At 63.4% G+C, this 14,056-nt stretch carries 12 protein-coding genes; 5 read left to right on the forward strand and 7 right to left on the reverse strand.

Features of this window, described 5'->3' with window-relative positions; all coding sequences use genetic code 11:
* Both ACK4FJ_RS01900 and ACK4FJ_RS01905 read left to right on the forward strand, forming a co-directional pair.
* Positions 1–1,026 (forward strand): ABC transporter permease, encoded by a 1,026-nt coding sequence (locus ACK4FJ_RS01900; RefSeq protein WP_409763182.1) that lies wholly within the window; start codon positions 1–3, stop codon positions 1,024–1,026.
* Between the two features lie 7 nt (positions 1,027–1,033).
* Positions 1,034–2,197, forward strand: a complete 1,164-nt coding sequence (locus tag ACK4FJ_RS01905; protein WP_409763185.1) for an ABC transporter permease — start codon at positions 1,034–1,036, stop codon at positions 2,195–2,197.
* Here ACK4FJ_RS01905 and ACK4FJ_RS01910 read toward each other — a convergent pair.
* Positions 2,194–3,051, reverse strand: coding sequence for a class I SAM-dependent methyltransferase (locus tag ACK4FJ_RS01910; protein WP_409763188.1), 858 nt, complete (start codon positions 3,049–3,051; stop codon positions 2,194–2,196). The two genes, ACK4FJ_RS01905 and ACK4FJ_RS01910, sit on opposite strands and share 4 nt — an antisense overlap.
* A gap of 26 nt (positions 3,052–3,077) precedes the next feature.
* Positions 3,078–3,911: an MBL fold metallo-hydrolase gene (locus ACK4FJ_RS01915; RefSeq protein WP_409763191.1), complete on the reverse strand. Its 834-nt coding sequence runs from the start codon at positions 3,909–3,911 to the stop codon at positions 3,078–3,080.
* 125 nt (positions 3,912–4,036) lie between these two features.
* Between ACK4FJ_RS01915 and ACK4FJ_RS01920 the strand changes: the two genes are divergently transcribed.
* On the forward strand, positions 4,037–4,792 hold the full coding sequence (locus ACK4FJ_RS01920; RefSeq protein WP_409763194.1) for an enoyl-CoA hydratase/isomerase family protein: 756 nt from the start codon (positions 4,037–4,039) through the stop codon (positions 4,790–4,792).
* A 6-nt stretch (positions 4,793–4,798) separates the two neighbouring features.
* Here the strand turns inward: ACK4FJ_RS01920 and ACK4FJ_RS01925 are convergent, their stop codons facing one another.
* The 5 genes from ACK4FJ_RS01925 to carA are packed head-to-tail and all read right to left on the reverse strand — an operon-like array spanning position 4,799 to position 11,333.
* Positions 4,799–5,491 (reverse strand): response regulator transcription factor, encoded by a 693-nt coding sequence (locus ACK4FJ_RS01925; protein ID WP_409763197.1) that lies wholly within the window; start codon positions 5,489–5,491, stop codon positions 4,799–4,801.
* Positions 5,492–5,503: 12 nt separating this feature from the next.
* Entirely contained in the window at positions 5,504–6,364 is an 861-nt protein-coding gene (locus ACK4FJ_RS01930) for an alpha/beta hydrolase (protein ID WP_409763200.1), read from the reverse strand.
* 28 nt (positions 6,365–6,392) lie between these two features.
* Positions 6,393–6,866: a transcription elongation factor GreA gene (greA, locus tag ACK4FJ_RS01935; protein ID WP_409763203.1), complete on the reverse strand. Its 474-nt coding sequence runs from the start codon at positions 6,864–6,866 to the stop codon at positions 6,393–6,395.
* Positions 6,867–6,896: 30 nt separating this feature from the next.
* Entirely contained in the window at positions 6,897–10,130 is a 3,234-nt protein-coding gene (gene carB, locus ACK4FJ_RS01940) for a carbamoyl-phosphate synthase large subunit (protein ID WP_409763206.1), read from the reverse strand.
* 27 nt (positions 10,131–10,157) lie between these two features.
* Positions 10,158–11,333 (reverse strand): glutamine-hydrolyzing carbamoyl-phosphate synthase small subunit, encoded by a 1,176-nt coding sequence (gene carA, locus ACK4FJ_RS01945; RefSeq protein WP_409763209.1) that lies wholly within the window; start codon positions 11,331–11,333, stop codon positions 10,158–10,160.
* 316 nt (positions 11,334–11,649) lie between these two features.
* On the opposite strand from carA, the gene ACK4FJ_RS01950 reads away from it, so the two are divergent.
* Both ACK4FJ_RS01950 and dnaG read left to right on the forward strand, forming a co-directional pair.
* A complete protein-coding gene (locus tag ACK4FJ_RS01950) occupies positions 11,650–12,108 on the forward strand; it encodes a GatB/YqeY domain-containing protein (protein WP_409763212.1) in 459 nt (152 codons plus the stop codon).
* A gap of 70 nt (positions 12,109–12,178) precedes the next feature.
* Entirely contained in the window at positions 12,179–14,005 is a 1,827-nt protein-coding gene (dnaG, locus tag ACK4FJ_RS01955; RefSeq protein WP_409763215.1) for a DNA primase, read from the forward strand.
* Positions 14,006–14,056: the final 51 nt, after the last annotated feature.

The raw sequence follows: 14,056 nt of genomic DNA on the forward strand, positions 1-14,056 counted from the left end.
ATGCTGCTGTATCTAGCCCGTCGCCTTTTGCTGATGATCCCCACCCTGCTGGTGATCAGCCTGTTCATATTCATCATCATTAAACTGCCGCCTGGCGATTACCTGACCAATCAGATCGCCGAACTGCGCGCCCAGGGCGAGACCAGCGCACTGGAACGCGCCGAATTCCTGCGCAGCCAATACGCGCTGGACCGGCCGCTGCTTGAGCAATACGCAATCTGGATGGGTTTCTGGCCCGGTCCGAACGGCTTCTCCGGCCTGCTGCAGGGCGACTGGGGTTGGTCATTCGAATACAATCGTCCGGTCGGTGAACTGATCGGGGACCGACTGGTGATGACAGCGGTGATCAATTTCTTCACCATCCTGTTCATCTACATCGTCGCCTTCCCCATCGGCGTCTATTCGGCCACCCGGCAGTATTCATGGGGTGATTACGGATTCACCCTGTTTGGCTATATTGGTCTGGCCACGCCGAATTTCCTGCTGGCGCTGGTGCTGCTGTATTACTCGAACCGCTGGTTCGGCGTTTCGATGGGCGGCCTGGTCGATCCAGAACTGATCGACACGCCATGGAATGCGGAAAAGATCGCCTCGCTGATGGCACATATGGTGGTGCCGGTGGTTGTGATCGGCACTTCGGGTACGGCGGCGATGATCCGTCGCCTGCGCGCCAACCTGCTTGACGAACTGCAGAAGCAGTATGTCACCACAGCCCGAGCCAAGGGCCTGCCGCCTCTGCGCCTGCTGGTAAAATACCCGATCCGCATGGCGCTGAACCCGTTCATTTCCGATATCGGCAACCTGCTGCCTTCCGTCGTGTCCGGCTCGGTCATCGTCTCGGTGGTGATGAGTCTGCCGACCGCCGGACCGATGCTGTTGGGCGCCCTGCAATCCCTGGATCAATACCTGGCAGGTTCCTTCCTGATGTTCCTCGCCCTGCTCACCGTGGTTGGCATGCTGATCTCCGATATCCTGCTGGCCCTGCTCGATCCGCGCATTCGCCTCACCGGCGGCATGGCAAAATAGGCCGGTCATGAGCGAGGCATCCCGCAAACCAGAACACTGGGTCAATCCCGCACCTTTCGATCCCTATTCGATCGAAAGCATGACGCCGGAGCAGGAGCGCTATTATCGCGCCTCGCAATGGCAGATGATGTGGTGGAAGTTCCGCCGCCACCGGCTGGGGCTGTGGAGCGGCGTGATCCTGCTGCTGATCTACGCTTCCACCCTGTTCTCGGAATTCATCGCGCCTTACAACCTGCAGACACGCAATCCGCGGGCGATCTATGCGCCGCCGCACGAGATTCACCTGTTCCATGAAGGCGAATTCGTCGGCCCGTTCGTCTATGGCCAGCGTTTCAAGATGAACACCGAGACGCTGAAACGCGAATATTTCCCCGACACCAGCCGGGTGCAGCCGCTGCGTTTCTTCTGCCAGGGCGATGCCTACGAATTCTGGGGCATGATTCCCATGCGCTTCCATTTCGTCTGTCCTGCCGAAGGTGGGCAGTTCTATTTCTTCGGCACCGATCGGCTTGGGCGCGACATATTCTCGCGCATCGTCTACGGCACACGCATTTCGCTCACCGTCGGCCTGATCGGCATCGCCATCAGTTTCCTGATCGGTATCGTGCTGGGCGGTATCTCGGGCTATTACGGCGGCTGGATCGACAGTTCGATCCAGCGCCTGATCGAGCTGATCCGCAGCCTGCCCGAATTGCCGCTGTGGATGGCGCTGTCCGCTGCCCTGCCGGTCACGTGGTCGCCGATCCTGGTTTATTTCGGCATCACCATTATCCTCGGCCTGCTCGACTGGCCGGGTCTGGCGCGTGCCGTCAGATCGAAGCTCTTGGCGTTGCGCGAGGAGGATTTTGCTACGGCGGCACGGCTGATGGGCGCCTCGCCCGGACGCATCATCGGGCGCCACCTGCTGCCCAGCTTCATGAGCCACCTGATTGCCTCGGCCACACTGTCGATCCCGTCGATGATCCTGGGTGAAACGGCACTGTCTTTCCTTGGTCTGGGCCTGCGGCCGCCGATCACCTCGTGGGGCGTTCTGCTCAACGAGGCACAGAACATCAACGTGGTGGCGCTATATCCATGGCTGATGACCCCGGCAATCCCGGTCATCATCGTGGTGCTGGCTTTCAATTTCTTCGGCGACGGCCTGCGTGACGCGGCCGACCCTTACCGCTAAGCCTGCTTTTCCAGCCACAGGCTGGCCGGCAGCGCCTCTTCCGCCTGTGGCAGGCGGCCGACAATGCTGCCATGCACGCGGTTGATCATGCGAGTCGCCACATAATGGCTGGCAAATAGCGGGCGGAACCCGCCGATGAGCATCGGCACCACCGCCTGCTGCTCGTTATAACCGCGCCAGGCCCAGCTTCGCGGATAATCGTCGGGCAGGAAGATGTCGTGGATATGCACGACCACGCCAGCAGGCAGCAGGGGCAGCACGCGGCTGAACAGCCAGTCCACATCGGTGCCGGGCATGAGGATATGGCTGGAATCGATGAACAGGATATCGCCGGGCTGCAACGTGGCGAAGATGGCCGGATCGGCCGTCTGCATCACTGCCGGCACGAAACGGATCGGCAGGCCAGCCAGTGTGGCACGCGGCTGCGGATCGATGGCGGTGATCGTCGTCTCCAGCCCGGCATCGGCCGCCGCGCGCGCTAGGAAACGGGTGGAATGGCCGGAGCCAACCTCGATGATGCGCGCGGGTTTCAGCCGCCGCACCAAGGTATAGGCGGCCACGGCATCCAGGGTCGGGAACCAGCTCTGATCAAAGCGCGGGCCGCTGCCACCCGCCTTGCGCTCCGCCGCGATGCGGCTCAGAGCCTCGGCATGGCTGTCGGCCTCCTCCAGCAGATTGCCAAAAGTCAGATCACTGGCCGCGAACAGGTCCGCTACGGGTTCATAAACCGGCTGGTGCGACGCCACGCTGTCGGCATAGCGATAGGGAATGAAAAAGCCCTGCCGCCTCAGTCCAAGCAGCGGAGCCGCCAGGGTCTGCAGCCCCATGCGAAGCCGGCGCCAGGATTTGCTCATCGAAAAATCTTCACGGCGGGGAATCTTCACGGCCGCAGGATCATGCCCTCGCGGGCCACGACCGAACCGGGTCGCGCGACTTCAAGTTCGGCGGCGACGCGATCCATGAAGGCATCGTCATGCTCGGGATCGTGATGGAATACGACGAAGGTCTTCACGCCGGCGGCATCGCAGAGTTTCGCGCCGGCCTGCCAGGTGGAATGGCCCCAACCCTTGCGACAGGCATATTCCTCGTCGGTATACATGGAATCATAGATCACGATATCGGCGCCATGGACCAGATCAAGGATATTCTGGTCCAGCCCTTCGGCCGGATGTTCAGTGTCGGTCAGGTAGCAGATCGACTTGCCGCCATAATCGACGCGATAGCCGGTGGCAAGGTCGGGATGGCTGAGGGGGCCGGTGCGGATAGTGACACCCGGCTTGGGATGCAGCACCTCGCCCTGGCGGAAATCATGGAAACTGAGGTTGGCCTGGAAGATTTCCAGCGGCACCGGAAAGAGCGGCGAGCACATCATCTGCTTCAGCACGCTCTTGATGCCATCGACCTCGGTGACATGGCCGGCATGGATACGGAAGGTATTGCGCGGATCGAAAGCCGGGCAGAAATGCGGCAGACCGCAGACATGGTCGTAATGAGTGTGGGTGAAGAAAAGATCGGCATCCACCGGTGCCTGCGCCTGCTGCAGGGCAATGCCGAGCGCACGAATTCCCGTGCCCGCATCGAAGAGGAAAAGATGCGAACCGCAGCGAATCTCCAGCGCCGACGTGTTACCGCCATAGCGCATCACCTCCGGCGAGCCTACGGCAATGCTGCCACGGACGCCCCAGAAGCGAACGTAAAACTCATCAACCCCCACTGTGGCCTCCTTTTTTATCCCGTCAGCGTCGTGGGATGGAGTGCCGTCTACATGTACCGACCCTTGCCGGTCGGCGGGGTCTGTGCGGAAATGCGACATAGGAAAGATTAAGGGCGGTTTGCGCGATGTCTCAAGCTTTTATTCCAGAAATCCAAGATTTCCGGGCGACCATCACATTCTGCAGGCCAGAAAAGCACAATGCCCTTGAGATCGGCGACCTAGAGGCGCTTGACGCAACGTTAACCGACATGGCGGCGCGGAGCGATATCCGCGTATTGCTGCTGCGCGCCGAAGGCAAGAGTTTCTGCGCGGGTGTGGATTTCGGCTCGGTGGCCGGCCACGACTGGCGCGACAACCCGCTGGAACGTGTGACGGATCGCCTTGAAAACATGCCCTTTCCAACGCTTTGCCTGCTGCAGGGCGGCGTCTATGGCGGCGGCACAGACCTGGCGCTGGCCTGCGATTTCCGCCTTGGGGCGCGCGGCATCAAGTGCTTCATTCCACCGGCAAAACTGGGCATCCAGTATCATCCGCATGGCCTGAAGCGGGCCGCGAGCCGTCTGGGGCTGAACGCAGCCAAGCGGCTGTTCCTCGCCACGGAAACCTTCGACGATGCCGAGATGCTGCGGTGCAATTTCGTTGATTGGTTGGTCGCACCGGAAGATCTGCATGCAAGAGGAGAGGCTTTGGCCGCCATTCTATGCGGACTGGCGCCGCAGGCCGTGCGCGGCATGAAGCAGAGCCTGAATGAGATTGCCGGCGGCCTGTTCGACGAGCGCGCCGCACGGGACCGCGCCGCCGCAAGTTTCCGCACAGAGGATTTCCAGGAGGGCCGCCGCGCGATGGCCGAGAAGCGCCCGCCCGTCTTCACCGGGCGGTGATTGCCTTCACGGCTGCAGGCGGTAACCGCCGGGATCGGTGATCAGCAGCCGCGCCGCGCCGGGATCACGTTCAATCTTCTGGCGCAGGCGATAAATATGGGTCTCCAGCGTGTGGGTGGAAACGCCGGCATTGTAGCCCCAGACCTCGGCTAGCAGGGTTTCGCGCGGCACCGGTTTCAGGCCGGCGCGCAGCAGGTATTTCAGGATCGCGGTTTCCTTTTCGGTCAGCCGCACCTTCTTGCCCGCCTTCTCGTTGTCGAGCAGCAGCTTGCTGGCCGGGCGGAAGGTATATGGCCCGATGCCGAACACGGCATCCTCGCTCTGCTCGAACTGGCGCAACTGCGCGCGAATGCGAGCCAGCAGCACCCCCAGCTTGAAGGGCTTGGTGACATAATCGTTGGCCCCGGATTCCAGGCCCATGATCGTGTCGGCCTCGCCATCGGCGGCGGTGAGCATGATGATCGGGGCCCGCACGCCCTTCTCGCGCAGCTTGCGGCACAGGTCGCGGCCATCCATGTCAGGCAGGCCCACATCGAGTAGCATAAGGTCGAAGTGTTCGCCCGGCACCAGCGCCAGCGCACTGCCGGCGTCGTTCACGCAAACAGCCGAGAATTCCCGGGTGGTTTCCAGTTGCTCGGCCAGCAGGGATTGCAGGGTACGGTCGTCGTCGACCAGCAGCACACGCTTCTGTCCGCTCATTCCCCCTCCTCCTCAGCCCAGCATGCCTGCCATGATGGCCTGCAGATCGGCGCCCGGCTGGGCCATGCCATGTACGATATCGAAATGATGCCGGTCCGGCGCTGTGATCGCGGTCACCTTGCCGCCACGCAGCCTGTAGGCCGTCACGAAATCGTGTTGCTGTTCAAGGAAAGCCGGCGTCTCGGCGCCGCCCACGGCGCAGACCAGCGGCGGCAGCGGCCGCGCCCAGCCCGCCACCAGCGGCAGCGGAGAATTGCGCAGAGCAACCACGTCATCCATGCCCAGACGGTCGTTCAGATAGCAATGGCGGATCGGCATCAGATCGTAGAGACCGGAAATGCTCAGGCCACCCTTCACCAGGTCGGCCGGGGCCGCACCATCCAGCTTCTCCCATTCAGTCAGCGCCGCCATGGCAGTAAGATGCCCGCCAGCGGAATGGCCGCTGACGAAGATGCGGCTGCGGTCGAAATCCAGCGGAGCCGCCTCGCGCCACAGCCACAGCAGGGCGCGGCGGATCGAGGCCACGATACGATCCATGTCGGCCTCGGGCGCCAGCGGATAATTCAGGATCGCCACATTCGCCAAAGGAGAATCTCCTGGGCCGGCAATACCGTTGGCAATGAAGCTGAACGACGATTTATCGAGCGCCTGCCAGTAGCCGCCATGGATGAAAACCATAAGCGGCTTGCCGGGTTCGGATGCCGTGAACAGGTCCAGCGTTTCGCGCGGATGCGCGCCGTAGGCCAGGTCCAGCCGGCAGGGCAGCGCCTGCCGTGCCGTAACGCTTTCGGCCGCCCAGCGGTCGATATCCTGCTGGTGCGTCGGCACTGCCGCACGATTGTTGTACAGCCGGTCGAGAGTCGCGCGATCCATCGGGACTCCCATCGTCCTGCCTCGTATCCTACTTGTACTCGACCGAGACGATCTCGTAGGCCTTGGCGCCACCCGGCGTGGTCACTTCGACGGTATCGCCCTCGGCCTTGCCTACCAGCGCGCGCGCCAGCGGCGCGGTGATCGAGAGCAGGCCAGACTTGATATCGGCCTCGTCGGCACCGACGATCTGGTAGGAGCTTTCTTCGCCGCTGTCTTCATCGGCCAGCACAACCGTGGCGCCGAATTTCACCTTGTCGCCCGACAGTTTGGAGACGTCGATCACCTCGGCCCGGCGCAGCTTGTCCTCTAGCTCGAGGATGCGCGTCTCGATCCAGCCCTGGCGCTCTTTCGCGGCATGGTATTCGGCGTTCTCCGACAAATCGCCATGCTCGCGCGCTTCCGAAATGGCGCGGATGACAGCCGGACGCTCCACCGTCTTCAGATTCTTCAGCTCGGCCTCCAGACGCTGGTAGCCGGTCGCGGTCATCGGAATCTTCTGCATAATTCCCCTTCCTGTCTGACCGTGAAAAAATCAAAAATAGGCCTGCAATGGCACTACCGCAAGGCTTCCTGCCCGCAGCGCCTCGATGGCGCGCACGGCCGCCTTGGCGCCGGCCACGGTAGTGAAGTACGGAATCTTGTTCATCAGAGCCGTACGACGAAGGTCGAAACTATCCCGGATCGAGGCTACGCCTTCCGATGTGTTGAAGACGAGCTGGATTTCACCGTTCTTCATGGAATCCACCACATGCGGGCGGCCTTCCATAACCTTGTTGATGCGCTTCACCGTGATGCCGTGTTCTTCGAAGAAGCGCGCCGTACCCGCCGTTGCCACAACCTCGAAGCCCATGTTGACCAGGCGGCGGGCAGCTTCCACCAGAGCTGGCTTGTCGCCGTCGCGCACCGAGATGAACACGCTGCCGGTCAACGGCAGGACAGTACCAGCGGCGATCTGGGCTTTCGCAAAGGCGGTACCGAAATCGCGGTCGATGCCCATCACCTCGCCGGTCGACTTCATCTCGGGGCCGAGGATGATGTCGACGCCGGGGAAACGCGCGAACGGGAACACGGCTTCTTTCACCGCGATATGGTCGTTTCTGGTTTCATGCAGATTGAAGCTGGCCAGTTTCTCACCCGCCATCACGCGCGAGGCGATCTTGGCCAGCGGCTGACCGATGGCCTTGGCTACGAAAGGCACGGTGCGCGAGGCACGCGGATTGACCTCCAGGATGTAGACCACCCCGTCCTTCACCGCATATTGCACGTTCATCAGGCCAACGACGTTGAGCGCACGCGCCAGGGCCTCGGTCTGCTGCTTGATCTCGTCGATGATCGCCGGGGCCAGGCTGTAGGGCGGCAGGGTGCAGGCGCTGTCGCCGGAATGGATGCCGGCTTCCTCGATATGCTCCATCACGCCGGCAACGAACTGCGTCTCGCCATCGGCCAGGCAGTCGACGTCCACCTCGATGGCATCCGACAGGTAGCTGTCGATCAGCACCGGGGAGGAACCCGACACTTTCACCGCCTCGGTCATGTAGCGTTCGAGCTGTGCGCTGTTGCGCACGATTTCCATGGCGCGGCCGCCCAGCACATAGGACGGGCGGATCACCACCGGATAACCGATCTTGGCCACCACGGCGCGCGCTTCGTCTTCGGAGCGCGCTATGCCGTTGGCGGGCTGCTTGAGATTGAGTTTCTGCAGCAGCTGCTGGAAACGTTCGCGGTCCTCGGCCAGGTCGATGGCATCCGGCGAGGTGCCGAGGATCGGCACATTCGCAGCCTCCAGGCCGGCGGCGAGTTTCAGCGGCGTCTGACCGCCGAACTGCACGATCACGCCCAGCAGTTTTCCCGTCGACTGTTCGACGCGCACGATCTCAAGCACGTCCTCCACGGTCAGCGGCTCGAAATACAGGCGATCCGAAGTGTCATAATCAGTCGAAACGGTTTCCGGGTTGCAGTTGACCATGATGGTCTCGAACCCGGCGTCCTTCAGCGCATAGGCGGCGTGCACACAGCAATAATCGAATTCGATGCCCTGGCCGATGCGGTTCGGTCCACCGCCCAGGATCATCACTTTGGTGCGATCCTGTGGCTGCGCCTCGCATTCCGCCTGCGCGCCAAATTCGTAGGTCGAATACATGTAGGGCGTGCGGCTCTCGAATTCCGCCGCGCAGGTATCCACCCGCTTGAAGACCGGCGTGACGCCCAGCTTGCGCCGCTGCGCCGCCACATCGGCCTCTTTCTGGCCGGCCAGTTCGGCCAGCCGGGCATCAGAGAAGCCCATGCGCTTCAGGCTCAACAGGCTGTCGGCATCCTTGGGCAGACCTTCCTTGCGGATGCGCTGCTCGGTGCGCACGATCTCGGCGATCTGCTCCAGGAACCAGGGATCGTATTTGCAGGCGGCCTGCACCTCAGGCACGCTCAGGCCATGGCGGAAGGCCTGCGCGATCACCAGCAGGCGGTCGGGCGTCGGCCGCGCGAGCGCCGCGACGATGGCTTCCTTGCCGTCAGACTCCTCGGCATCGGGGATCACGACTTCGTTCAGGCCGGTGAGGCCGGTTTCCATCGAGCGCAGCGCCTTCTGCAGGCTTTCCTGGAAGCTGCGCCCCATCGACATCGCCTCGCCCACCGACTTCATCGAGGTGTTCAGCAAGCGATCGGTGCCGGGGAACTTCTCGAAGGTGAAGCGCGGCATCTTGGTGACGATGTAATCGATAGTCGGCTCAAACGACGCCGGCGTCACGCCGGTGATGTCGTTCATCAGTTCGTCCAGCGTGTAGCCGATGGCAAGCTTGGCCGCCACCTTGGCGATGGGGAAGCCCGTCGCCTTGGACGCCAGCGCCGACGAGCGCGACACGCGCGGGTTCATCTCGATCACCACCATGCGGCCATCGGCCGGGTTGACCGCGAACTGCACATTCGAACCGCCGGTCTCCACGCCGATCTCGCGCAGCACCGCCATCGAGGCGTCGCGCATGATCTGGTATTCCTTGTCGGTCAGCGTCAGTGCCGGCGCGACGGTCACACTGTCGCCGGTATGCACGCCCATCGGATCGATATTCTCAATCGAGCAGATGATGATGCAGTTGTCCTTGCGGTCGCGGACAACCTCCATCTCGTATTCCTTCCACCCCAGCACCGATTCATCGATCAGCACTTCCGTGGTGGGCGAGGCATCGAGGCCGCGGGCGACGATCTCGTCGAATTCCTCGCGCGTATAGGCAATACCGCCACCGGTGCCGGCCAGCGTGAACGACGGCCGGATCACCGCCGGCAGGCCGACAGTGGCGAGCAGCGCGCGGGCTTCCTCCAGCGTATGCGCAGTGCCCGAACGCGGCATGTCGAGCTTCAGGCGGTTCATCGCCTGACGGAACTGCTCGCGATCCTCGGCCATCTCGATGGCCTCGCGGGTGGCGCCAATCATCTTGACGCCGAACTTCTTGAGCACGCCCTGCTCGTCCAGCTTCATCGCGGTATTCAGCGCGGTCTGGCCGCCCATGGTGGGCAGCAGCGCGTCGGGCCGCTCTTTCTCGATCACCTTGGCGACGATCTCGGGCGTGATCGGCTCGATATAGGTGGCATCCGCCAGGCCCGGATCGGTCATGATCGTGGCCGGGTTGGAATTGATCAGGATGACGCGATAGCCCTCTTCCCTCAGCGCCTTGCAGGCCTGCGTGCCGGAATAGTCGAATTCGCAGGCCTGGCCGATCACGATGGGACCGGCGCCGATGATGAGGATGCTTTTGATGTCAGTACGTTTGGGCATGATCCACCTGGAAGCGGCGCCGGCTGCTCAGCCGCGCTGCCGCTCCATCAGTTTGACGAAACGATCGAACAGGTAATGGCTGTCCTGCGGGCCGGGCGAGGCTTCGGGATGGTATTGCACCGAGAAGACCGGCTTGTCGGTCAGCTTCAGGCCTTCGTTGGAGCCGTCGAACAGCGAGACATGGCTGCGCACCACATTCTTCGGCAGGCTTTCTTCCACCACGCAGAAACCGTGATTCTGGCTGGTGATCTCCACCTTGCCGGTTTCCAGGTCCTTCACTGGATGGTTGGCGCCGCGATGGCCACGCTCCATCTTCGCGGTCTTGCCGCCCAGCGCCAGTGCCAGCATCTGGTGGCCGAGGCAAATGCCGAAGACCGGCTTGCCGCTGTCGACCAGCGCCTTGATGGTGGGCACGGCATAGACGCCGGTAGCGGCCGGGTCGCCCGGGCCGTTGGAGAGGAACACGCCGTCGGGCTTGTGCCGCAGCACGTCTTCCGCCGTGCTGTTGCCCGGCAGGACGGTGACCTTGCATCCGGCGGTGGCGAGCGACCGCAGAATGTTGCGCTTGATGCCGAAATCGAGCGCGACGACGTGGTATTTCGGCGCGGTCTGCCTGCCGTAACCCTGGCCCAGCTGCCAGCGGGTCTCGTCCCAGCTATAGGTCTGGCGGCAGCTCACCTCGGCGGCGAGGTCCATGCCTTCCAGGCCGGGCCAGTCCTTCGCCTTGGCATGCAGCGCAGCGAGGTCGAACTTGCCGTCTTTCGCATGGGCGACAACGCCGTTGGGCGCGCCCAGGTCGCGGATGCGCCGGGTCATGGCGCGGGTGTCGATGCCCGATACGCCGACCAGGTTGCGCAGCTTCAGCCAATCGTTCAGGTGGCTGTCGGCGCGGAAATTCGACGGTCCGGTGATCGGCGCGCGCAGGATCAGGCCGCGGGCGGCGATGCCCTGAGTCTCGATATCCTCGGGGTTGGTGCCGACATTGCCGATATGCGGAAAGGTAAAGGTGATGATCTGGCCGGCATAGGAGGGATCGGTGAGGATTTCCTGGTAGCCGGTCATCGAGGTGTTGAAGCAGACCTCGCCGACCGCGTCGCCCTCGGCGCCCAGGCCATGGCCCCAGAACACGCTGCCATCCGCCAGCACCACAACGCCGGTATAGCCCGGGCCAGGGGGTGCGGCGTATTTCAGTGTCTCGGCCATTGGGGGCTCCATCAAACTCTAATCAGGCAAACTCAAATCAGGCAGGCTGCAGGCCGCAAAAAACCACCGGAGGGCGATACGGGGAACCCGGCTCCGGCGGTACGGCACAGCTGTTCTACGGTGATTTCGGCGGCGGCGGGCGCCGCGTCAACCGAGGCCGGACCATACCAAAACGCCCGCCAGCGTCAAGGCCGGGCTTACGCCTAAAAGTGCAGAAAAATCATATATTTATTCCTTTTGCGAGTCGTGCCCGCTTGGGCTATGCTGCGCGCCTTTCAAAAACCGCTCCGATTCCGTTACCGCTGGGGGACATACGATGCTGCGCGAGACGCTCAACCAGGCGCTCAAGGATGCCATGAAGGCGAAGGATGCCCAGCGCACCGCCACCCTGCGCCTGATCCTCGCCGCCCTGAAGGACCGCGACATCGCCGCCCGCACCTCTGGCGACGACCGCACCGGAATCCCGGAAGACGCCATCCTGTCTCTGCTCCAGACCATGGTGAAGCAGCGCCGCGAATCGATCACGATGTACGAGCAGGGCGGACGCCAGGACCTGGCCGACAAGGAGAAGTCCGAGATCGCCGTGATCGAGAGCTTCCTGCCCAAGCAGTTGTCGGAGGCCGAGGTCGAGGCCGCCGCCCGGGCCGCCATCGCCGAAGTCGGTGCCCAGGGCATCAAGGACATGGGCAAGGCCATGGGCGTGCTGAAGGCCAAATATGCCGGCCAGATGGACTTCGCCAAGGCTGCGGCTATTCTTAAAAGCCAGCTGAGCTGAGGGCTGCCGAGTCGCCCGAGTCGGGTCGTTCGGGTAGACGGAAACAGGCAGAATCGGCGCAGGGAGAAGCATGGCGTTCCCCGATTCCTTTCTTGAGGAACTGCGCAACCGGCTGCCGTTGTCCGGTGTGATCGGCCGCTCGGTGCGGCTGATCAAGCGCGGCCGCGAATTCACCGGCCTCTGCCCCTTCCACAACGAAAAGTCGCCCTCCTTCACGGTCAACGACGACAAGGGTTTCTTTCATTGCTTCGGCTGCGGCGCCCATGGCGACGTGATCGGCTTCGTCATGCGCAACAGCGGCCTCGCCTTCCCCGAAGCCGTCGAACAACTGGCGCAGGAAGCCGGTCTGGCCGTACCCCAGGTCCGCCCCGAAGACCGCCAGAAGGCCGATCAGGTCGCCACCCTGGGCAAGGCCATGGAAGAGGCCGCCAAATGGTTCCAGGCCCAGTTGCAGGCCGGCGTGGGTGCCGAGGCGCGCGCCTATATCCAGAAACGTGGCCTGAAGCCGGAAACCGTCGAGCGTTTTCGTCTGGGCTACGCGCCGCAGAGCCGCACGGCATTGAAGGAGGCCTTGCTGGCGCGCGGCCTGCCCGAGCCGCTGCTGGTCGAGGCCGGCCTTCTGATCAAGCCCGAGGATGGCGGCCCCAGCTACGACCGTTTCCGCCATCGTGTGATGTTCCCGATTGGCGACCGGCGCGGTCGCGTGATTGCCTTCGGCGGGCGGGCGCTGGACCCCGATGCGCCGGCGAAATACCTGAACTCGCCGGAAACCCCGCTCTTCCACAAAGGGCGCAATCTTTACAACCATGCGCTGGCCCGCGAGGTGGCGCGCGAAAGCGGCACTGTGGTGGTGGTGGAAGGCTACATGGACGTGATCGCGCTGGCCCAGGCCGGCATCGAGCATGCCGTGGCCCCGCTGGGCACCGCGCTGACCGAAGAACAGATCGCCCTGCTCTGGCGCCTGAGCGCCGAGCCGATCCTGTGCTTCGACGGCGACAATGCCGGCATCCGGGCCGCCATGCGGGCGGCCGACCGCGCCCTGCCCCTGCTGGAACCCGGCCACTCCTTCCGCTTTGCCATCCTGCCGGGCGGCCAGGATCCGGACGATCTGGTGCGCAGCCAGGGCCGCCAGGCCATGGAAGAGGTTTTGGCCGCCGCCCTACCCATGGCCGACATCCTCTGGCGCAAGGAAACCGAAGGCCGGCCGCTGGACACCCCGGAGCGCCGGGCCGCCCTGGAGGCTGCCCTGTTCGGCCTGGCCGGCCAGATCCGGAACCCGGCTGTCCAGAATCACTACCGCGACCATTTCCGCAGCCGCCTGCGCACCCTGTTTGCCCCGCCGCCCCGGACCTGGACCCCGCGCAACCGGCCAGGCTTCCCTAACGGAAGGCTGCCGCAGCCCGAGGGATTCCGCGGCCCCATGACCTCCAGCCTGGAAAGGACGGAAAAGGCCCTGCTGGCCGCCGTTCTGGCCCATCCCTGGCTGCTGGAGGAACACGGAGAGGCTTTTGGCGCCCTGGCCTTCCCGCCGGGGCCGCTTGACAGCCTTAAGAGCCGGATTCTAGAAGAAGCCTCCCGCCATCCGGGTCTTGACGGCGAGGCCTTCGCAACCCATCTCAGGCAGCGAGGACTCGGCGCTCAGCTCGACCTTGTGACTGGCGAGGCCGGGCGGATTCTGGAGCCGTTTGCGCGCAGCGAAACCCCACCGGACAAGGTAGAGCGAGGGTGGTGGCAGGCCGTGCAGCGTTACCGGTTGGCGGAACTGGAACAGGAGCTGGCGGCGGCGGAGGCTGAGCTGGCGAACAATACCAATCCCGAGGCATGGCAGCGCTTCATGGCCCTGAAGGCAGAGGTCGGTTCGGCGCGCAGCCAGGTTTCGGCATCGGATACGGATTGAGCCGTTCCCTCAACGGGGCGGCTTTGTGTTTTTTACGAGATAGGAAGAGTT

The sequence above is a fragment of the Ferrovibrio sp. genome (genome assembly GCF_046297595.1).
Lineage (GTDB): Bacteria > Pseudomonadota > Alphaproteobacteria > Ferrovibrionales > Ferrovibrionaceae > Ferrovibrio.